Here is a 21,045-nt window from a genome sequence, read left to right on the forward strand (position 1 = left end):
CACGGCACCTGACCGTACGCTCTGCGTTTGGCCTCTACGCCTCCCCAATGCACTCTTCGCCGCGCAGCAGCTCAACCTCGAGCACGTCGCCTTCCTGCCAGCCTTTCTCGCCGATGGGGGAGATGCGCTGTGCGTTCGAGGTCATGCATTCGACAAGCTCGCCCGCCTTGAAGTTGTGGAAGTGCACCCGATAGCCGTCGTCTGAGCGGGTAAGGTCGCAGCGTCCGATGTTGGCCATGATGGGCACGCTGCCCGAGGTCGCATCGGCTTTTGCCGAAACGGTAGGATGCCGATGCACGGGAATGTCGAGGATGCGCGCCGTGATGGCCTGCAAGCACCATTCGCTTCCGTAATACGCGGCAAGCGTGGGACCGGGCAAGTCAATCACGGGCTTGCCGGCGGCGACCGCCATCATGAGCGGACGTCCCGGTACGGCGGCGATGTAGTGGTGTACGACGGTGCCGCGCTTCTCGATCATGCGTACGTTGAAATCCTCCTCGCCAATGGCTGACCCGCCGCCTACGACCACGGCGTCGGCGACGGCAAGAGCCTCGGTGAACGCGTGCTCGAGCTCGGCAGGATCGTCATAGACGATGGGGAAGATGATGGGCTCGGCGCCGTACTCGATGAGCAGGTGCTTGACCATGAGGCTGTTGGTATCGACGTTCTGACCGCGGCGCGGCTTGATGCCGGCGGGAACAAGCTCGCTGCCGGTGGGGATGAACGCGACGCGCGGCTTGCGGCGCACCGGCACCATCGTGACGCCGCCCATGGCGAGGGCGGCAAGATCGGTCGGGCGGATGATGCTGCCGGCATCGAGCAGCAGCGTTCCCTCTTTGAGCGTCGAGCCTGCGGGGCGCACGCCCGAACCCGGTTCCACTTCAACATCATCGTCGAGCACAACCGATCCGTCGGGCTGGATGGCCGCCTTCTCGATCATGATGACGGCGTCGTACTCGTCGGGAAAATCATCGCCGGTATCGGCGCGCACGTACTCGACGCCGCGCTTCCACGCGCTCGTATCGGGCAAGCCGTTTGCAAACGCAGCCGATTTGACGGCAATGCCGTCAAACGACGAAGCGCGAACGACGGGCAACGTGTTCGAAGAAACCATGTCGCGAGCGAGCACACGTCCGACTGCGTCGTCCAGCACTACCAACTCGGTTTCCCGCATTGGCTCCCACGCCTTGAAGAAATCGCTAAGCGCCTCTTCCCTCGACGGAAACCCTTCCATGATCTTCTCTCCCACGGCTCCTCCTATCGTCTTGCATGGGTACAACAAGCTTGTTCGCCCTAGAATACTCCAAGTTTGAGAATAATTCATCTTGAAATATTATACTCATCAAGATATATTATCCTCATAAGGAAATAAGACGGGGAAGAGAAATGCCGGTGACGGCTGGAGGTACCGTGGGGGATAAAGTCAAACGTTCGGGGTGGAGCGGATTACAAGCCGCTCCGGTGATCGTCATTCTGACGATCGTTCTCGTTGCTGCGGTGCTCATCTCCTTTACGCTCGGTCGGTACGATATGACGGTGCTCGATGTGCTCAACGTTGCGGCAAACCAACTGCTCGGCATGAACACAGGTTCCGAATCCACTCACATCACCGTGGTTACCCAGGTCCGCTTTCCCCGCGTGATCGCCGCGCTCGTAATCGGTGCCGCGCTTGCTGCCGCAGGTGCCAGCTACCAGGGACTCTTTAAGAACCCGATGGTTTCCCCCGACCTTTTGGGCGCATCTGCCGGCGCGGGGTTCGGCGCATCGTTTGCGCTTTTGATGGGTGGCAACATGTACGTCGTCCAGCTCTCGGCGTTTGTCTGCGGCATCGTGGCGGTGCTGCTCACGTACTTTGTGAGCACAGCGGTAAGCAAAGGCGATTCGATGACGCTGACGCTCGTGCTCACCGGCATGGTGGTGACGGCCTTGTTCCAGGCGTTCATCACCATGACCAAATACGTTGCCGACCCGGATGACAAACTCCCCTCGATCACGTACTGGCTCATGGGAGGTCTCTCGTCGATGCGGGTCGAAGATCTGCCCATGCTGCTCGTGCCCGTGGTCGTGGGCATCATACCCATGCTCCTGTTCCGCAATCAGCTCAATGCGCTTTCGTTCGGCGATGAAGAGGCGCGTGCGCTCGGCGTGAACACGAAGTTCATCAGGGCGCTCTTCATCTTCTGCGCCACGCTCGTCACGGCTGCCTCGGTGGCGGCGGCTGGCATGGTGGGATGGGTTGGCCTCGTCATACCACACTTGGCGCGCATGATCGTGGGGCCCAACCACAAGGTGCTGCTTCCGGCGTCGCTTCTGCTCGGTGCCCTCTACGTGCTCATCATCGACGATCTGTGCCGCTGCTTGTTCGCCATCGAACTGCCTTTGAGCGTGCTCACGGCGATCATCGGCGCACCGTTCTTCATCTATTTGCTCACGCGGGGAAGGAAGACTTGGACATGAGGGAATTCGCGCTCGACAACGTAACCTGCGGGTACAAGGACGTGACCGTGCTTTCGAACGTCTCGTTCTCCATCGGATCGGGCGAGGCGCTGTGCTTGCTCGGGCCGAACGGCGTGGGCAAGACGACGCTGTTCCGCAGTATGCTCGGGTTTCTGAAGCCCTTCGGCGGCTCGATCACGCTCGATGGCGATGATATCTCCACGTGGTCGTCGCGTACGCTTGCGAAGAAAATCGGCTATGTGCCCCAGAACCATACGCCGCCGTTTGCCTATCCGGTCGTCGATGTGGTGACGATGGGTCGGCTTTCGCGCATCAGCCCGATATCCTCGCCGTCGGGCCACGATGTGGACAAAGCTCACGAGTGCCTCGAGCGGCTCGGCATCAGCCACTTGGCCGACAAGCTCTACACCCAAGTGAGCGGCGGCGAGCGCCAGATGGTGCTCATCGCCCGCGCGCTTGCGCAGGAACCCGAAGTGCTCGTGATGGACGAGCCTACGGCGAGCCTCGATTACGGCAATCAGGTCAAGGTGCTTCGCCAGATATCGCATCTGGTGAAAGAGGGCATCTCGGTCATCATGACCACCCATTTCCCCGATCATGCCTTTCTGTGCGCAACGAAAGTCGGTCTCATCACGCGTGAGTGGGTGCGTTTCGGCACGCCTGACGAGGTGGTTACCGAGGATTCGCTCAAGGAGACCTACGGCGTCGATGTGCGCATCGTAAAAGACCACACCTGCAAGTGCGGTACGCTCAAGGGCTGCGTTCCCATTGTGGAATTCGCGGCCGAGAACAAGGACGCCGCTCGGGCGATACCGATCGGCGAAGAAGGCATCCCGCGGTCGCAGCGTCACGTGGCCGTGTGTGCATAGGTGGGCGCTGGGCAGGCGCGCGGCGATTCACCGAAGAAGCGCTATCTCAAGGGAGAGACGAAAGGATCGTATATGAAACGCAAACTATGGGCGCTCGCTTTGATGTGCGTGCTGGCGCTGCCGTTGGTCGCTTGTTCGGGCGGTACCGATGCGCAGAAGCCCGCCGAAGACCAGAGCGAACAACAACAACCTGTCGAGCAGCAGGCAACCGAGCGCGAGATCACCGACATGGCGGGTCGCACGGTTACCATTCCGACCGAAGTGAACTCGGTGTACTGCGCCGTTCCCACCGGCGAGGCTATGGTGGCAACGCTCTCGCCCGACAAGATCATCGGCTGGGTGAACGAGCCGAGCGCCGCGGCTATGGAGTACCTGCCCGAAAACCTCGCCTCGATGCCGGTTATCGGCGGCTGGATGGGCCAGCAGGTCACGGCCAATATGGAAGACATCATCACGCTTGATCCCGACATCATCATTTACGTGGGAACCGACGGCACGCTCGGCAACGACGATGTGCCCGACCAGATTCAGAAGGAGACGGGCATCCCGGTTGTCTGCGCATCGAGTGCGCTCGAGCGTACGCCCGAGGTGTACCGTACGCTCGGCGATTGGATCGGCGAGGCCGACCGCGGCGAAGAGCTGGCGACGTACTACGAGATAAAGTTCGCCGAAGCGCTTGAGAAGATCGATGCGATTCCCGAATCCGAGCGTCCGACGGTGTACTACGCCGAGAACTCCGATGGCCTCGCTACCGATCCGACCGGATCGTCGCACACCGAGGTGCTCGACTATTGCAAGGTGAAAAACGTGGCCGATGTCGAGATGAAGTCGGGCCAGGGCCGCACGGAGGTGTCGATCGAGCAGGTGATCGCATGGAACCCCGAACTCATCCTGTGCCATTCGGGCTTCGTGCTTGCCGATGACATCATGAACAATCCCCAGTGGGCCGATATCCAGGCTGTAAAGGACGGCGAAGTGTACACGACGCCCGCCGTTCCGTTCAACTGGTTCGATCGCCCGCCGAACGTCATGCGCCTTTTGGGCATCGAGTGGTTCGCGACCGTGTGCTATCCCGATATCGACATCGATATCAACCAGGAAGTGAAGGATTTTTACAAGCTGTTCTACAAGGTCGATCTGACCGATGCGCAGCTCGAAAAGCTCATGAACCAGAATCAGCTGAGCTTCGAGTAGAAGCCGCGTGATGGAATCTACTCCAGTGCCAGAAGATGCAGTGCCCGTTGCGGCACCGCATCCGGTCGATCCGCCGTCCGCGGGGCCGTTTTTCGGCGGGCCTGCGGACGGGTCGGACGCACGCCCCGATGAAGCAGCATGCCAGGCGAGACGGCTCATGGCCATTCCCGGCGTGTTCTACGGCGGCGGATGTTCATACATGGCCTGCCGCGGCCTCATGATGAGCGGCATCGAAGACGTGCTGCTCATCACGCACGGCCCGGTGGGCTGCGCGTACTTCTCGGGCATCAACGGCTACCGAGGTCCGGCCGACGCGCCGCGCCCCCCGTTCATCGCTCGAACGTTCTCGACCCATATGAGCGAATCCGACGTGATCTTCGGGGGAGAGGGCAAGCTCGCTCGTGCCATCGACGAAGCGGTCGAACGCTACGCGCCCGCTGCCATCGCCGTTTGCGCGACGTGCCCTGTCGGCCTTATCGGCGACGATATCGGGCAGGTTGCGCGCGAAGCGGAAGAGCGGCACGGCATCGAGGTGCTGCCGCTTTCGTGCGAGGGCTTCAAGGCCGAACCCGGGTGGCTGCACGGTGGCAAGCAGATTCTCGACAACTGGGTCGGGCGGGAAAGCCGCGGCACGGGAGCCTTCCCTATCCATTTCATGAGCGAAGCGTGCGGCGATGACCGAGCCCGCGAAATGAAGGAGCTTTTCGAGCGCATCGGCTACGATGTGGTGTGCTCGCTCATGGGCATCACGACGTACCGCGACATCGTGCGCAGCCATGAGGCGCAGTTGATCGTACTCGATTCAGGCAAGGCGATCGACGAAGTGCCGCTGCTGTATCAGCGCCGATACGGCTCGGGCTTCATGCGCGTGAACCTTACGGGAATGGGCGCTATCGCAGCATCGCTCAGGGAGATGGCGGCGTTCTTCGGCGACAAGGTGCTTATGCGTCAGACCGAGCAGGTGATCGAAGAAGAGTTCGCGCGCATCGAAGCGGAGCGCACGCGATGGCTCGGCGAATTCGGGGGTGTGCGTGCAGCGGTATTCGAAGACATATTCCGCAGCAACGATTTTGCGGTGCTCTCAAGCGAGCTTGGGATGGACGTCATCATGGTCGCTCAGGATTACGAGACCGAGGTGTACACCGAAGAAGGGTACACCGTGCATGTACCCTGCGCGCTTGTCGGCGGGCTTGATGCCAGGCGCAAAGAAGCGTTCGGCATCGATGCGGCTTTTGTCGTGTCGAGGTTGCCAGGGTGTCCCGAGCTCGATTGCCCGGGCCGTGAATTCGCATGGCTTCGCGTGCAGATGAGCCGCTCGCAGGTGAGCGATCTGCTCGCTGAGCTTGCTCCCGATCTGTGCTTTGCGGGTATCGAAGAGCGTTTCGGATACGATGGGGCGCGTATTCGTTCCGAAAAGTTCCTTTCCGACGAACGCGGGACCGACTACATGGGGTTCGACGGACTTGCCCGCTACGCCAACGATGTGGCGCAGGCGCGCGACCTGTCGCATTGGCTGCTCGAGCGTCCGGCATGGTGGAAGGAGCAGGTCTGTGATGCGTGATGATTCGACACCATCCGGTGTGCTTGTTACAGGTGAGTCGGGTCAGTGCGCCTGCGTATCGGGCGGCGAGGCGACGTTTCGCGAAGTCCGCTCGCTGTGCGTCGATCCGCTCAATCCGTGCGCGCCCATCGGCGCGATGTACGCTGCGTTCGGTGTGCACGGCGGGTTGCCACTCTCGCACGGCGCTTCGGGTTGCTGCCGCTTTCAGCGGATGGAGCTTGCGAAGCATTTCCAGAAAACCGTGCATGTGCCCTCGACGCTCTTGCGCGACCGGGCCGCCATGTTCGGTGGGGAAGCCGAGGTGCAAGAAGCTGTCGAAAACGTATTTCGCCTGTACGATCCCGAGGTGCTCGTGATCAGCACCACGTGTCTTTCCGAGACGATCGGCGATGACATGGGCGGTATCGTCGAGCGCCTTAAGGTGCCGCCGAACAAAGCGGTGGTATGGGCGTCGACGCCGGGATATGCCGGTTCGCAGCTTGCTGGCTTCGATGCGACCGTTGCGGCGCTCATTCGCCGCTTTGACGGAAGTGCCGAGCGAACACCAACTTCAACGAACCGAGCTGCTGTAGTGCAATCGGAACCTGTCAAGGAGGCGGGTTCTGCCCCGGCCGACATGTTTGTGCGCGAGTGCGATTCGCCCGAAGCAGGCCCGGCTGGTCGAGCGAGCGATACTACATCGGGCGGCTTGTTGTGCGAAAGCCGTCTCTGCCTGCTTCCCGGGTGGATGAATCCCTGCGATGTCGGCATTGCAGTCTCCTTGGCCGAGGCGCTATTCGACGAAGTGACGGTGCTCCCCGATGTGCGGGACGTGTTCGACCGCAAAACGCCCGATGATCCTACGCGCTACGCGCCCGGAGGTACGCCTCGCGAGGCGATCGAGGGCATCGGTTCGTGCGCATGCGCTGTGGCTCTCGGGCGTGAGGCGACGGAGGAAAGCGTGCGTGCGGTGTGCGAAGCAGCTCCGTCTGCCGATGTGGTGCAGCTGCCTCAACCCATAGGCATCGCGGCGACCGACCGCCTGATCGCCGCGCTTGCTGCGAGAGCGGATCGTCCCGTGCCCGCATGGATAGCCGAGGAGCGCACCCGTCTCATCGATTGCCTCATGCAGGTCGCCGACCAGATCTACGGCAAGCGGGTGCTCGTATGCTGCGATGCCGATCTCGCCTGCGCGGTCGCTTCGTTTGCGGTCGACGTCGGCATGGTACCGAGCTGCATCGCGGTGGGCGATGCGCTGCCCGATTTCGAAGAGCACGTGCGTACCGAGGTGGCGCTTCCGGGAGCGTGCGTTGTGCTAGCGGGCGCCGATCGGCTTGCCGTCGAAGAGCACGTAGCCGCGCACCCGATCGATATCGTGCTCGGCGATACGCGCAACAAGCGGCTCGCTGCACGCGCGGGCGTGCCGCTCGTGCGCATTGGATTCCCCGTGGTCGACCGCCCGCTTTCGTATACCGAGCCGATTGCGGGATACCCAGGCGCGCTTTCGCTGCTTCGGCGCATCGTCGAGGCATTCTGCGAACAGGAGGAGCGAGGCAAAGCGCCCGAGGACCTCTCGATCTCGCGGTATTTCTGAGCTGCGCACCTGCGGCCAGCTGCACCATGCTGCCGTATACGCGAAACGATGCGCGCGGGGCCGTACGGCTGCGATTGTCGCCGAGCACAAAGGTCAAGCGATGCGTGCAGTTGTTGTTGCGACCGTGTGCCGCGCACGTACGAAACGAAGGAGGATGTAGGATGAGCATGGGGGTTAACCCGAGGCAGATCGCTTTTTACGGAAAGGGCGGCATCGGCAAATCGACCACGAGCCAAAACATCGCAGCGGCCCTCGGCGAGGCGGGCCGCGCGCTCCTTGTGGTCGGCTGCGACCCCAAAGCCGATTGCACCTCGCTTCTTACGGGCGAGCTCTTTCAGGAAACCGTGCTCGAGAAGGTTCGCTCCCAATCGCGCAACGCCGCGCCCAACGCGCCTGTTGAGGGCATCGTGCATACGGGATTCGCCGACATCGCGTGCGTGGAATCGGGTGGCCCCGAGCCGGGCGTGGGCTGTGCGGGGCGCGGAATCATCTGCGCCATCGAACTGATCGAGCGGCAGGGCATCATCCACGACGGTCTCGATTACGTGTTCTACGACGTGCTTGGCGATGTGGTGTGTGGCGGTTTCGCCATGCCTATCCGCGAGGGCAAGGCGCAGGAGATATACCTCGTCACGAGTGGTGAGATGATGTCGCTCTATGCTGCGAACAATATTGCGACGGGCATTCTCAAGTTTGCCGCTTCGGGAAAGACGCGCCTCGGCGGCATCATCTGCAACTGCCGCAACGTCGCCGGCGAGGTCGAGCTGGTGCGCACCTTCGCAGACGAGCTCGGCAGCTCGGTTGTCGGCGTAATCCCGCGCGACAACGTGGTGCAGGCAAGCGAGCTCAACAAACAGACGGTCATCCAGTATGCGCCCGAAAGCGCGCAGGCCGAAGCGTACCGCGCCCTCGCCCATGCGATCGAGGCGAACGAGCGCTTCGCCGTTCCGACGCCGCTTTCCCGCGAGCGGTTGCGCGAGATGGCTCTTTCCATCGCTGAAGAGAGCGTGCGGCTTTCGTGAGGCAAGCCCTTTCGCGAGACCTCCGTACAGCGCCTTAGGGCGTACCCTCGTGGGCGGGCGCAGGTGAAAACCCCCTCATACGGATGCCTGCATGAAATAGGATTATCGATCCGATGCATCGGCGACGGTACCGCGCTATGGTTTTCCCGTACAAACAAGCACGAGGAGGGAAACCATGGCTCAGGTTATCAAACCGCTCTATACGCCGCGCTACGTTCCAACGGGCACCGAGGTGGCCGTTATCGAGACGAACAAAGGGACAATCCGCGCAAAGCTCAACGGCACCGGCGCGCCTTTGACGGTGGGCAACTTCGTCGAACTGGCGCTCAAGGGATTCTACGACGGACTGAACTTCCACGGTCGTCAGGAGGGCGATGTCGTGGTGGGCGGATGCCCGGTCACGCGTCCGCTCATGCCCCAGCAGGTGCGCATGGGGGTGCGCGAGCAGCTGCGCGGCATTCATCCGGGCGTCGGCGATCCGGGATACGTGATCAAAGACGAGTGGGAGAACAATCCCGATAACCATCATCTCGAGGGGTCGCTATCGCTCACGCACAAGGCCAAGCCCGATAGCGGCAGCTGCCAGTTCTTCTTCTCGCTCGCCGATCATCCCGAGTACGACGACAAGTTCACCGTGTTCGGAACGGTAACAGAAGGGTTCGATGTCGTCCATGCGCTGCGCATTGGCGACGAGATCAAACGCATAACCATCGAGGGAGCCCACGAGCTTCCCGATGACAGCGAGCTTCCCGAAACCATCACCGTCGCAAGCGAAGATGCCGAGGAAGGCGAGCGCGAAGTGCCGAATCCCGACTACCTGGCCATGCAGGCGCTCGGGAGGATGCTCGGAAAGAAAGCGGCCATCTAGGTTTGTCGGTTACGCTTCGGGCTGCTGCGGCTCCCATGCCTCCACGTAGTCGATGAGTTCCTGCTGCTTGTGTATGTCGGTTTTCTGGTAGATCTTTTCGATATGGGTGCGGGCTGTGTTTTTCGCGATGTGCAGGTCGCGCGCGACGATGTTGAGCGTGCGGCCCCGCGCGAGAAACGCGAGCACCTCTTCCTCGCGTGGGGTAAGCCCGCATTCTTCGGCGATGCCGCAGCATTTCTCTTCGAGCGTTGCCGCCGGTTCCTGTTCCGTTTCGGTGGCAGGCTCGGGCGCTTCGACCTTCTTGCTCGATTTCTTCATAGAGAGGATCGACGAAATGGCGCTTTCAGGTAGCACCATGAACGCGATGATGACCAGGCAGAGGATCGCGATGAGCGCGACCGAGCCGATGCGTATATCGCCCGTTGCCACCATCGGACTCAGTACGGCGCTCAGCACGTATCCGGCGGCCATGCCGATGAACGTGTACGCCACACCGATTCCGAACACATACGGTACGGCTTGGCGACCGCCGCGGCGGGCGATCTCGCTGAACAGCACCCACGAGAGAATGTCGAACAATTCGTAGCCGATGCTGATGGCGAGTACCGAGAAGTAATTGCGGTGCTCGAAAATCAAGGCGATCGCGATCAGCCCGCCGATCATGATGGGAAGCGAAAGCCGGTACACGAACGAGACGTTCATCCGATCTTTCAGCAGAAACGAGATGCCGAGGAATATCGCGCCTACGATGACGAGGCTGAACGCGCCGCTGCCGCCGACCATAGCGAACGGATCGTCGCCGCTTACGGGAAACGCGTCGAACGCGCGGACCAGAAACGAGAACACCATGATCGAAATCATGAGCTTCGCCGAGTCTTTGTTCAGGCGCACGCGCTCGCGGGGCCTGCCGTTCGCATCGGTGGGCAGCACGGTTTCTTCCAGATCCTCTTCGACGACGCCTTCGGGAAGACCGGTTTTCCATTCGATCTTGCAGCGCTTGCATTCGAGGACAAGAAGCGCAAGCGAGAGAATCGGCAGCACGACGAACGTAAGTTGGTTATCGGTCGAGGACATGGCGAGCACGATGCCCGTAACGATGGCTGCGGCGGGTGCGCAGGTGAGCGAGAAGAACAGGTTCTGAGCCGCGAACCGCTCACCCCACGTAACCTGAAGCAAGCCCGCGCCCGCTCCGCCGATGATCACGCCGAGCATCAGCAGGGTGGGGGAATCGAGCCATGCGGCGGCCGGTATGCACACCGCTGATCCGAGGATGAGTCCCGTCATAACATCGGTCAGCTTCTCGTGCATCCGCGGAAGGCTGCCGACGAAACGCGTGAGCACGAGTGCGGTGAGCGCCGCCGATGCGGCTCCGGCAAGGAGAAACACCCAATCGGTGCGCGAACCCACGCTTGCGATCGATGCGGAAAGGCATGAGACGATCCATGCCCTGCACAGACCGAAGCCTACGATGACCAGCACGTAGTCGACGATGTTTCCCTTTACGTCCCACAGTCCTTTATCGGCGGTGGGCTTCCCTCGCAGCTCGTCCATGTGCTCCCCTGTTGTACCGTGTATGCGAAAAGCCGTCCCTGCGGGAATGCGGGTGCGAAAAGGCACCTGATTTCCGCGACTCCCTTCGGCTTCTTCCCAGAATCATAACGGATACCGAGATTTTATCACTCGGATCATCGATCCGATAGGCCTATAAAACCGCTGATCAGTGAGCGGAATAAGAAAAAATAAAAAATCACATTCGTCATGCGGTGCGCAATCGGGCACCGCTTCCTACAATTGCGCCATCGCCGGGCAGATCGTCTGACAAGGAGGAGGACGTCGTCGCGAGGGAGCGACGATCATGAAGAGTCTGCCCGTGGAACAAGGAGGAACTATGAGCGAAGGATTGTCTCGTCGTAATTTCCTGAAGAGCGCTGCTGTCGCCGGTGCCGCACTTGCTGGAACCGCCGCTTTGGCCGGCTGCTCGTCGGGAGCGTCGGGCGCATCGGGCTCCGCGGCCCCCTCGGGCGATTGGCTGCCGAGTTCGTGGGATTACGAGACCGACGTTGTCGTCATCGGCTACGGCGGAGCGGGCATGTGGTCGTCCCTCGTGGCTGCCGACGAAGGCGGCTCCGAGGTCATCATCCTCGAAAAAGCTCCCATCGAGGGCGGCGGCAACAGCCGTATCAACAACGGTGAGTGGACGGTCATCAAAGACGAGAAGGTATTCCGCGATTACTGCGTCGCATTCGGTCACGGTATGATCGAAGAGGATATGATCGACGCCTACATCGCCGAAGGCGTGCGCCACACCGAGTACGCCGACAAGTACGGCATGACCTACGAGGTTGCCGAGCAGGCACTTGCGGGCACCATTCCCGAGTACTGGTTCCTCGACGACGGCAAGTACGCTGGTTGCATCGGCGTCGCTGCGGTAGACGGTTTCGGTATGACCACGTTCCATGAGCTCGAGGCGAAGCGCGAAGAGCTCGGCCTTCCGATCACGCTTTTGTTCGGTTGCACCGATGAGCATCTGATCCAGAACCCCGAGAACAAGGAAATCGTCGGTGTTAAGTTCCTCGAGAACGGCACCGAGAAAACCGTCAAAGCTCGCAAGGGCGTGTGCATGTGCACGGGCGGCTTCGAGTTCAACGAGGAGCTTAAGAACACCTACCTGAGCATCTATCCCTTCAAGTTCGAGGGATGGCGCTTCAATACCGGAGACGGCATCCGCATGGTAGAAGAAGTGGGCGCGAAGCTCTGGCACATGAACATGGTCATCTCCACGACCGCCATGTGGACTCGCGATCCCGAGTTCGACTTCGCCATCTTCGCCGGCCCGCAGTCCGATGCGTTCTTCACGGTGAATCGCCTCGGCAAGCGCTTCCAGAACGAATCGAAGACCGGCGGCACCGCGCACAACGGCTGGCATACGCTCATGTCGTTCAGCGACGCCATCGACGACTACGACCGTATTCCGTCGTGGCAGATCTTCGACCAGAAGGGCATCGACGGCGGCCCGATGGGCACGCAGCAGGGCGGCTGGTTCGAGTGCGGTAACTACGCGACCGACCTTCCCGACGAGCTGCGCGACTGGGACGGCTGGACCGACGATAACCAGTACGAGATCGAGCGCGGCTGGGTGCTCAAGGGCGATACGCTTGAGGATCTTGCCAAGAAGATCAAAGATTTCGATCACTGGATGGACTACGAGACGCTTAAAGCGACCTTCGATGAGTACCAGAGCTACTGCGACGCCGGCAAAGACCCGCGTTTCGATCGCGAGCTCACGGTCGAGGACAACAAGCTTACCGAAGAGGGACCGTATTACGCCATCTCGATCTATCCTGGTTCTTGCTCGACGCTCGGCGGCCCGAAGAAGAACGCAAACGCCCAGGTGCTCGATCCTGCGGGCAACGTGATTCCGCGTTTGTACGCGGCAGGCAGCTTCGGCAACTTCCAGGCCCACAGCTACGGCATCACCGGCGGCAACAACTCCGAGAACATGGTATGGGGCCGCATCGGCGGACGCCACTGCGCAAGCCTCGAGCCGTGGGATGCAGCCGACAAGAAGTAAGACGAACGACTGTGAGTGAACGTGCGGGCATTCGGCCTCGCACCAGGTAAAAGGTTCGGCTGGCCAGAGACTTCCATCTTTGGATGGGTGCTTCGGCCGGCCGAACTTCGAGCATGATAGGATAGCAATGACGAACGCAACTACGAAACCAACCAACAAGGCGCTTGCCGCTTTGGCCGTCACGGTCATGATGCTGGTGCTCGCCGTCGTTCTCGGATCGGTTGTCGGGTGCTCTCCGCAGGAAAGCGCACCTGCCGCTTCCGTGGAGCAGACGCCGAAGGAAGATCCGATGGCCTCGCAGACGGTCGAATGGACGATGGACATCGACTGCAAGACCTGCCATACCACCGAGACCGAATCCATGGCCGATGCGGGCATCCCGCAGGCTTCCGAGCATGGCGATCTGCAGTGCAACCAGTGCCATACCGAGGAAGCCGTGCTGAAGACAGCGCACGAAGGCGTCACGTACGCCGACAAGCCCGCCTCCAAGCCGACGGTGATCACGGTCGATGCCGAAACGTGCCAGACCCCCGATTGCCACGGCACCATGGAGGAAATGGCAGTCATCACGGCTGACAACCAGGAGTTCAAGGACGAAAAGGGCAAGGTCCAGAACCCGCACGACTACCCGAGCAACGAACAGCACGATTTGATGAACCCGACATGCACCGATTGCCACAACATCCACTCTGACAACCTCCAGAAGGATGCGATGATGTGGTGCGCACAGTGCCATCACAAGGGCGTCTTCCAGTGCGGCACCTGCCACGAACTGCGCGAACGCGCTGTGTAGGAGCAATGGCGGCAACGTAACGAATGCAGCACTGCTACAGATGTAGCAGTTGAGGTACGTGATGCGGTCGCGGTGTAGGGCACGAGCGGCACGTCCGGATTCGAAAGCTGCTTTTTGAAACCGGATCAGGCAAGGTCTCTCGCGAAACGGACCAGTCCGTCGAGAAACGAGGCCGGTGTGCTGTGAGCGAACCAAGCCCGTTGAGAAGCGGACCAAGCCGCCCGCTCCGCACTTGGTCGATACACCCCTGCTGGAAGCGCGAGGGTGCTAAAACCAAGAAACGCCTCTCGCGAAAGCGATATATGAACCACCCCTCGCGAAAGACCCGGCAATCCCTCCCTGCCGGGTCTTTTTGTTGCCTATTGCGGTGGTGGCGTATTTATTTCGGCAAGCATTGTGACTGACTGCCCAAGGTTTTCCCGCGGTCTGATTCTCGTGCCTTCCGATTCGGCGATGTAGGGGTTAGGGCAAAATCCGATCTGCCTTTTTTACGAAAATCGATGATTGTTGGCTGAGATTTACGATCCTGAACTCGAAAACCAGGATTGAGGGCACATTTTAGGTTAGTTATATTGTGCGCATGCACGATAAGCGCAGGTCAATTATTAAATACCTTACATTTATGAGTTCACTATCGCAAATCTCAGCCAACATGGGGCAATCTCGTCGATTTTTTCGCTGGTGAAAAACCCTTCGAATCGCTGAGGTGCTACGGCATAAGCTGGTTCGTCGCCCGTCGCCCGTCGCCCGTCGCCCGTCGCCCGTCGCCCGTCGCCCGTCGCCCGTCGCCCGTCAATGAACCGATCGAGTGTGCGCATTACGGAAGCACCGGCAGGTCCTTTCGCTCTCCGTGGTATGATGCTCGGATGCGAACAGCGAAGGTGAAAGGACGAAGCAGACAACCTATGGATGCAGCGAAAATCGAACAGGGAGTGCGGCTGATACTCGAAGGGATCGGGGAGGATCCCGATCGCGAGGGGTTGCAAAAGACGCCCGCGCGCGTGGCGAAAATGTACGAAGAGGTATTCGCGGGCATGACCGAAGACCCCTCGGAGCATTTTGAGACGCTCTTCGACGAACATCATGAAGAAATGGTGCTCGTGCGCGACATCCCCTTCTACTCGATGTGCGAGCACCATCTTGTGCCGTTCTTCGGATTGGCGCACGTGGCGTACATACCCGCCGCGAACGGCCGCATTTGCGGGTTGTCGAAACTGGCCCGGCTGGTCGATGCTTTTGCGAAGCGGCCTCAGGTGCAAGAGCGCTTGACCTCGCAAATTGCCGACACGCTCATCGAGCATCTGCATCCTCAGGGCGTGATCGTGGTGCTCGAGGCGGAGCACATGTGCATGAGCATGCGCGGTGTGAAGAAGCCGGGAGCGCGCACGACCACAAGTGCGGTTCGCGGTAGTTTCGAGCGTAGCCAGGCAACACGCAACGAGGCGCTTTCGCTCATATTCGCGCCGAAACGTCCGATGTAAAAAGCTTTTGCGCATGTGCGGGCGGCAAGTGTGTCGTAGGCAACAAAGCGGCTAACCGCATCGACAAGAGGCGACTACCGACAGAGGTTCAAGGCGCACACCTAATGCGGTATAGTGATGTGATTGAGAGTTCAGCGAAAGGGAAGCACATGAAATGCGTCGTATCGGTTTTGGGCAAAGATAGAAGCGGCATCGTAGCTGCCGTGTCGAACGTGCTTGCGCAGTGCGGGGCCAACATCGACGACATCAGCCAGACGATTCTCGACGACATTTTCTCGATGACGATGCTTGTGACCATCGACACCGATGCTGCCGACTTCAATACGGTGCAGGAGAAGCTCACTGCGGTAGGCGAGGACCTCGGCGTTCAAGTGATCACCCAGCGCGAGGATGTCTTTCAGTATATGTACAAGGTGTAGCCGTTTGCGCGGCTGGCGTTCGTTTAGCGGATAAATGCCGAAGCGATCGAAGAGCTGGCTATCATCGAGGTGCTCGTTGAAAGCTTGCTTATGCGGTTGCTTTTGCTAGCACCCCACACCATCTAGGTGTTGTTTACCTAAGCGTTAACAAAATCTGGTAGATTGCGGCGTACTGCTGTGGTAGCATGACAAAACACTTAATTGTTACTATAAATATAGCAAAAGGAGAGCATCATGGCACAGGCGACTATGCAGCAGGTATCTGGAATCGACGTGAGCATCGAGTACAAGAACGAGGGCGATGCTCCGGTATCCGAAAAGGAAATCAACGCGTATATCGCCCGTGCGCACGAACTCTATCCTACCGATACGCTCGAGTGGCTCAAGCTCGAAGTGGACGGGGAAGATATCGGCATCAGCTATGGCCTTGCTCCCGTGCCGTTCGATCGCATCCGCCGCATAACAGGCTATCTGGTGGGTACCATGGATCGTTGGAACAACGCGAAAAGCGCTGAAGAGCACGATCGCGTGAAGCACGGCACCGATCGCAGCGAGGCTGTGTTCGCGTGTTCGAACGGGTGCTAGCGTCTAAGTCTTTGAGGCATCTGTGTGCGGCGGGCACCTGTTTGACAGGTGTCCGTCTTTTTTACGGCAAGCACGACGACGAGCGTCCTGCTTGCATCGGGAGTAAACTCGAAGGGTGCTATGCCTTCTGCGCTAAGGCAACTACGACTCATCGTGATTCGCACGATATCTCTTGCGGAGGTTTTGCACGAAAACGACTTTCAAATGGTTGCGAGTCGTCGCTTTGCGAAGCTCGAACGTGATTCGACATCATTTTTCGGCGAATAAGTTTACCTTCTCAAACCGCGATCAGGCGATATCTTGTAACTTTTCACGTCTTTATGCTTCAAGAGGCTTTTATGCTTCGCAAAGCGACGGTTCGCCGCCATTTCGAGGCCCTATTCGGACAGAACTTTCAGTGCCAACGGTAAACTTGGTCGAAGGCAGGATTTGGGGTAGCGAAGAAATCGTCCGCATGTTTCGGAGTGCTCTAGCGAAATAATGACGAGATAATGCAGAGATATGACGAGATTTTGCAGAGATAGTGACGAGATAGAGCCGAGTCAAGCGTCTACTTCGCCTTCACCGTCGCCTTCGCGGGCTCGGGGAGCTCGGCGGTGCAGTGCGGGCAGCGGGTTGCGCCTTCGGCCACTTCTTCGAGGCAGTACGGGCACTTCGGGGCTTTCTTGTCCTCATCGTGTTTGCTCTTGGCCGTGAGACCCTTCGCCTTGTTGAGCGCCTTAACGATGAGGAACACCACAAACGCGATAATGAGGAACTGGATGACGGCGTTGATGAAATTACCGTATGCGATGGATGATTCGCCGGCACCTATGGGGATGGTCCACTTCATGTCGGTGAAATCGATGCCGCCCGTAACCACTCCGACGATGGGCATGATGAGGTCGGATACGACCGAGTTGACGATGGCCGTGAACGCAGCGCCGATGACGACGGCGACGGCGAGGTCGACTACGTTGCCGCGGTTGATGAACTCTTTGAACTCTTCGAAAAACTTCTTCATCGATGCCCTTTCATGCGATCTGCCTGCGCGACGGCTCTCTGGGAACAAGCTGGCGCGGTCTGTCTCGGAGTACTCTTTCATGCACTATGCCAGCGCAATGGCTCTCTGCCGGCAGCGGTCTGGTTCTGTCTGCGCAGCGACCGAGCGCAATCAGCGATTTCGTTTTCATCCGTTGCAGGCCGCCTATGATGTTGACCGCGGGCAGCCAACGGGGCACAGTATAGAATACGCAATGGTAGAATGGTAAAACGTTTAGCGAACCGATACTTTTGCTCGAAACAGTCCGAGATGTCCGGAGACGCGGTGATTCAGTGACGAAAATCTATACGTATACGCAACCCGTCGACGCCGATATCGTCGATGCGTTCTGTGTGCTCCAAAAAGGCTTTACCGATCAATTCGTGTTCTACGACAAAGCGAGAAAGGCGCGGTTTCTGGGACTTGGCCGGTGCATTGCGCTGCCGAGTTTGCGGGAGGTCGAATACGAGCTGCAAGGCGATGGTGCCGAGCCGCCGATCCTCTTCTCGTTCAATCGGTTCGATGCCGACAACCCCAAGCCCGCTGACGAGCTGTTCGCATCGTTTCCGCGGCTGTCGCTCATGCTTCCCGAAGTGGTGCTCATCGAAAACGAGCATGGGAAGTTTTTGCAGATCAACAGCTTGGGGCCTGTGTATGCGGGTCGGGTTGCTCGATTCTCGCGACACATCGAGGAAGCGAAGCCGCGCACCTGCACGACGATCCCGTTTACCCTCGAGCGCGATTCGCGCGAGACGTGGGCGCAGGCAGTGACCGAGGGACTTTCCGCGATCGAAGCCGGCAGGGTGGATAAGGTGGTGCTGTCGAGGCGGCAGAAGATTGTGGCGGCGCACCCGTTCTCTTCGAAAGATCTGCTCGTGAACCTCATCGATGGGCCAGCGCGGGGCACCGTGCTTCTGTACCGGTACGGCGATGTGTTCTTCTGCGGTTGCACGCCCGAGCTGCTCGTGCGCAAAAACGGCCCGTCGGTCGAGAGCATGTGCCTGGCGGGAACCACCTCCGTCGGCGCAAGCGAGCAAGAGCGCCAACGCTTGGCCTCGGAGCTTCTGCGCGACGGGAAAAACCTCCAAGAGCACGCCTACGTGGTCGATTTCATCCGCGAGGTATTCAGGCGAAACTGCCACGATGTCGAAATTCCCCGTGATCCGGGCATCCTTGCGCTCCAGCACGTCCAGCACCTCTACACGCCTGCGACGGCTCAGGTGCTCGAAGGCAAAACGCTCATGGGCCTCATGTCCGAACTGCATCCCACTCCTGCACTGTCGGGTACGCCTGTCGGCGAAGCGCTCATGCTGATCCGGCAGATCGAGGCGTACAACCGCGGGTTCTTCGGCGGCGCGGCGGGATATGTGGACGGCGACGGCAACGGCGAGTTCACCGTTGCGCTGCGCACGGGCGTGTTCGATGGCGAGATCGGGTGGGTGTACGCCGGATGCGGCATCGTGGCGGGAAGCGCTGCCGATGATGAGTACGACGAGATCGACATGAAACTCAAGACCATCCTGAGCGCGTTTGATGGGGGCAGCCGTGCGGCCGATGCGCTCGATGGAGAAGGCGGCGAAGGTGCCGGGGTGAACTGCGACGCGCTCGATGGCGACGAGAACGGAGCTGCCGGGAGCGAAAACGCACCTGGTGTACCCCGCGGCGGCGAGCGTCAACCGAGCACGAGGGGAGGTGCCGATGCCTGATTGCACCGACACGCCCCGTGCATCTGCGCTGTTCCTTTCCGCGTTTTTCGACGAACTCGCCTGCGCTGGGGTGCGCGATGTGGTGGTGAGTTCCGGATCGCGCTCGACGCCGCTTGCCATGGTTGCCCACGAAAGCAGCCTGAACCTGTACGTGGACATCGATGAGCGCGGAGCGGCGTTCTTTGCGCTGGGGCTTGCGAAGGCGTCGGGGAGGCCGGTGTGTATCATCTGCACGTCGGGGACGGCGGTAGCCAACTACTACCCGGCGGTGCTCGAAGCGGAATCGTCGCGCGTGCCGCTGATCGTGCTTTCGGGCGATAGGCCGCCGCGCCTGCAGAACCTCGGAGCTCCGCAAACCTGCGATCAGCTCAAAGCGTACGGAGACCATGTACGCCACTTCCAGCAGATGCCGCTTCCGAGCGCCGAGCCGCGCGACATCGCGTTCGCGCGTCAGATGGCGAAGACCGCGTTCTTCAAGGCGGCGGGTTTTCCCGCGCAAAAGCGCGACGGCGGCGAGCCCTTTTACGGATGTGCCGGAAACGCGGGGCCCGTGCACGTGAACTTCCCCTTCGATGAGCCGCTCAAACCCGATCTTTCGGTTAGCGGGTTGTTTACGGTTGGTCGAACCCGGGCGAAAATCGGCGACCGCGGCATGGTTGCCGAGACCTCGCTGGCCGACGATCAGACAGAGCGCATCATCGCAACGATCGAAGGCAAACGGACGGTCGCGCTCGTGGGCGAAGGCACGTGTTTCAGCCGCGCCGATGCGCAAGCGCTCCTCGATTGGGCGCACCGCTTTTCGATTCCGCTTCTTGCCGATCCGCTCAGCGGAATGCGCTCCTTAGACGACACGCTGGTGATCGACGCATACGACAGCATATTCGCACACGGCGAACAGCCGCGTATCGAGTGCGTGATCCGCTTCGGCCGCTACCCCGTTTCGAAAAGCTGCTTTTCGTCGGTGTGCTCGGGCGCGGCCACGCAGGGGGTGCAGAAAGCATCGGCTGCAAATGCGGACGCATCGGGCGTGTCGGAGTCGAGTGTGGCACCCGACGTACGCGATCTTCCCGATGGTGGCGAGCGTCCTGTGCAGATCGTCGTCGATGCAGTGGAAACACGCGATTTCAACGCAGCGACCGATCTGTTCGTTCGCTGCGATCCCCTAGCCTTCGTCAACGCGATGCGAAGGGCTGCTCGAGACGTCCTTGTCGATGACGTGCGGGAAGCGAGTGCTCGCGCATGGGAGGCGTGCAACGATGCGGCTCGTGTACGTACCGAACGCGCCCTCGCTGCGCATCCGTCCGACGAGGCCGCCGTTGTCGCAAAAGCGCTCGAGCTCGCGCCTGACGGCTCGCTCGTGTTCGCTGCAAACTCGATGTCCGTCCGTCTGATCGATGCGGTGTACCTCAAATCGAACAAGCGCCTTACCGTGTTGTGCAACCGCGGGCTGAACGGCATCGACGGAACGGTTTCGTCGGCTCTGGGAGCCGCCCAGCTGTTTGCGCAGACCACGTTTATTACGGGCGATCTCACGATGCTGCACGACCTCAACGCGCTCGCCTTGCAGCGCGAGCTCATCGAGCACCACGGCGGAAGCGATGCACCGAGCATCGTCATCGTCTTGCTCAACAACCGGGGCGGCGGCATTTTCGATACCCTGCCGCAGAAATCGGAAGAACCGTACTTCGAGCGGCTGTTCCTTACGCCGCACTCCGTCGATTTTGCGCAGGCGACACAGGCGTTCGGCGTACCGCACGCGCTCGCCAGCACGACAGACGAGTTCGAGCTGGCCTACGAGACGATGCGGGGGACTCCGGGCATAACCCTGATCGAGGTTCCGTTCGCGCTTGACGGTTTCAGGGAGCGGTTCGGGCGGTGCCGCTAGCATGGCAGGTGCGCGGGAAAGCCGCTTCGTACGTACATCC

Annotated in this window: 17 protein-coding genes; 14 read left to right on the forward strand and 3 right to left on the reverse strand. The window is 60.3% G+C overall.

Going from position 1 to position 21,045, the window contains the following annotated elements:
* Positions 1-34: 34 nt before the first annotated feature.
* Positions 35-1,249, reverse strand: coding sequence for a molybdopterin molybdotransferase MoeA (locus FJE54_RS04765; RefSeq protein ID WP_180326569.1), 1,215 nt, complete (start codon positions 1,247-1,249; stop codon positions 35-37).
* Positions 1,250-1,410: 161 nt separating this feature from the next.
* Here FJE54_RS04765 and FJE54_RS04770 point away from each other — a divergent pair, with 161 nt between their 5' ends.
* The 7 genes from FJE54_RS04770 to FJE54_RS04800 all read left to right on the forward strand — a co-directional run bounded on the left by FJE54_RS04770 (position 1,411) and on the right by FJE54_RS04800 (position 9,544).
* Complete coding sequence (locus tag FJE54_RS04770) at positions 1,411-2,457, forward strand: FecCD family ABC transporter permease (RefSeq protein WP_255467224.1); 1,047 nt, start codon at positions 1,411-1,413, stop codon at positions 2,455-2,457.
* A complete protein-coding gene (locus FJE54_RS04775) occupies positions 2,454-3,326 on the forward strand; it encodes an ABC transporter ATP-binding protein (RefSeq protein WP_139651581.1) in 873 nt (290 codons plus the stop codon). Before FJE54_RS04770 ends, FJE54_RS04775 begins: the two co-directional genes overlap by 4 nt.
* A gap of 72 nt (positions 3,327-3,398) precedes the next feature.
* A complete protein-coding gene (locus FJE54_RS04780) occupies positions 3,399-4,520 on the forward strand; it encodes an ABC transporter substrate-binding protein (protein ID WP_139651582.1) in 1,122 nt (373 codons plus the stop codon).
* 10 nt (positions 4,521-4,530) lie between these two features.
* Complete coding sequence (locus tag FJE54_RS04785; protein WP_255467225.1) at positions 4,531-6,081, forward strand: nitrogenase component 1; 1,551 nt, start codon at positions 4,531-4,533, stop codon at positions 6,079-6,081.
* Positions 6,074-7,654, forward strand: a complete 1,581-nt coding sequence (locus tag FJE54_RS04790; protein WP_139652222.1) for a nitrogenase component 1 — start codon at positions 6,074-6,076, stop codon at positions 7,652-7,654. The genes FJE54_RS04785 and FJE54_RS04790 overlap by 8 nt, the downstream gene beginning before the upstream one ends.
* A 161-nt stretch (positions 7,655-7,815) precedes the next feature.
* A complete protein-coding gene (gene nifH, locus FJE54_RS04795; protein ID WP_180326570.1) occupies positions 7,816-8,676 on the forward strand; it encodes a nitrogenase iron protein in 861 nt (286 codons plus the stop codon).
* Positions 8,677-8,851: 175 nt separating this feature from the next.
* On the forward strand, positions 8,852-9,544 hold the full coding sequence (locus FJE54_RS04800; protein ID WP_139651583.1) for a peptidylprolyl isomerase: 693 nt from the start codon (positions 8,852-8,854) through the stop codon (positions 9,542-9,544).
* A gap of 9 nt (positions 9,545-9,553) precedes the next feature.
* Here FJE54_RS04800 and FJE54_RS04805 read toward each other — a convergent pair whose 3' ends face one another.
* Positions 9,554-11,095 (reverse strand): helix-turn-helix domain-containing protein, encoded by a 1,542-nt coding sequence (locus FJE54_RS04805; protein WP_139651584.1) that lies wholly within the window; start codon positions 11,093-11,095, stop codon positions 9,554-9,556.
* A 337-nt stretch (positions 11,096-11,432) separates the two neighbouring features.
* On the opposite strand from FJE54_RS04805, the gene FJE54_RS04810 reads away from it, so the two are divergent.
* The 5 genes from FJE54_RS04810 (at position 11,433) to nrdD (ending at position 16,393) form a co-directional block, all read left to right on the forward strand.
* Entirely contained in the window at positions 11,433-13,115 is a 1,683-nt protein-coding gene (locus FJE54_RS04810; protein WP_139651585.1) for an FAD-dependent oxidoreductase, read from the forward strand.
* 127 nt (positions 13,116-13,242) lie between these two features.
* Positions 13,243-13,908 carry a cytochrome c3 family protein gene (locus FJE54_RS04815; RefSeq protein WP_139651586.1) on the forward strand — a complete coding sequence of 222 codons (666 nt, stop codon included), beginning with the start codon at positions 13,243-13,245 and terminating at the stop codon, positions 13,906-13,908.
* A gap of 905 nt (positions 13,909-14,813) precedes the next feature.
* Positions 14,814-15,389 (forward strand): GTP cyclohydrolase I FolE, encoded by a 576-nt coding sequence (gene folE / locus FJE54_RS04820; RefSeq protein ID WP_218971893.1) that lies wholly within the window; start codon positions 14,814-14,816, stop codon positions 15,387-15,389.
* A 149-nt stretch (positions 15,390-15,538) separates the two neighbouring features.
* Positions 15,539-15,808, forward strand: a complete 270-nt coding sequence (locus FJE54_RS04825; RefSeq protein ID WP_139651588.1) for an ACT domain-containing protein — start codon at positions 15,539-15,541, stop codon at positions 15,806-15,808.
* 234 nt (positions 15,809-16,042) lie between these two features.
* A complete protein-coding gene (gene nrdD, locus FJE54_RS04830; RefSeq protein ID WP_139651589.1) occupies positions 16,043-16,393 on the forward strand; it encodes an anaerobic ribonucleoside-triphosphate reductase in 351 nt (116 codons plus the stop codon).
* Positions 16,394-16,943: 550 nt separating this feature from the next.
* Here the strand turns inward: nrdD and mscL are convergent.
* A complete protein-coding gene (gene mscL / locus FJE54_RS04835; RefSeq protein ID WP_139651590.1) occupies positions 16,944-17,396 on the reverse strand; it encodes a large conductance mechanosensitive channel protein MscL in 453 nt (150 codons plus the stop codon).
* Positions 17,397-17,707: 311 nt separating this feature from the next.
* Here mscL and FJE54_RS04840 point away from each other — a divergent pair, with 311 nt between their 5' ends.
* Both FJE54_RS04840 and menD read left to right on the forward strand, forming a co-directional pair.
* A complete protein-coding gene (locus FJE54_RS04840; protein ID WP_139651591.1) occupies positions 17,708-19,120 on the forward strand; it encodes an isochorismate synthase in 1,413 nt (470 codons plus the stop codon).
* The gene (gene menD / locus FJE54_RS04845; protein ID WP_139651592.1) at positions 19,113-21,005 is read left to right on the forward strand and encodes a 2-succinyl-5-enolpyruvyl-6-hydroxy-3-cyclohexene-1-carboxylic-acid synthase; all 1,893 of its coding nucleotides are present in this window, start codon (positions 19,113-19,115) and stop codon (positions 21,003-21,005) included. The genes FJE54_RS04840 and menD overlap by 8 nt, the downstream gene beginning before the upstream one ends.
* Positions 21,006-21,045: the final 40 nt, after the last annotated feature.

Source organism: Raoultibacter phocaeensis (genome assembly GCF_901411515.1).
Classification (GTDB): Bacteria; Actinomycetota; Coriobacteriia; order Coriobacteriales; family Eggerthellaceae; genus Raoultibacter; species Raoultibacter phocaeensis.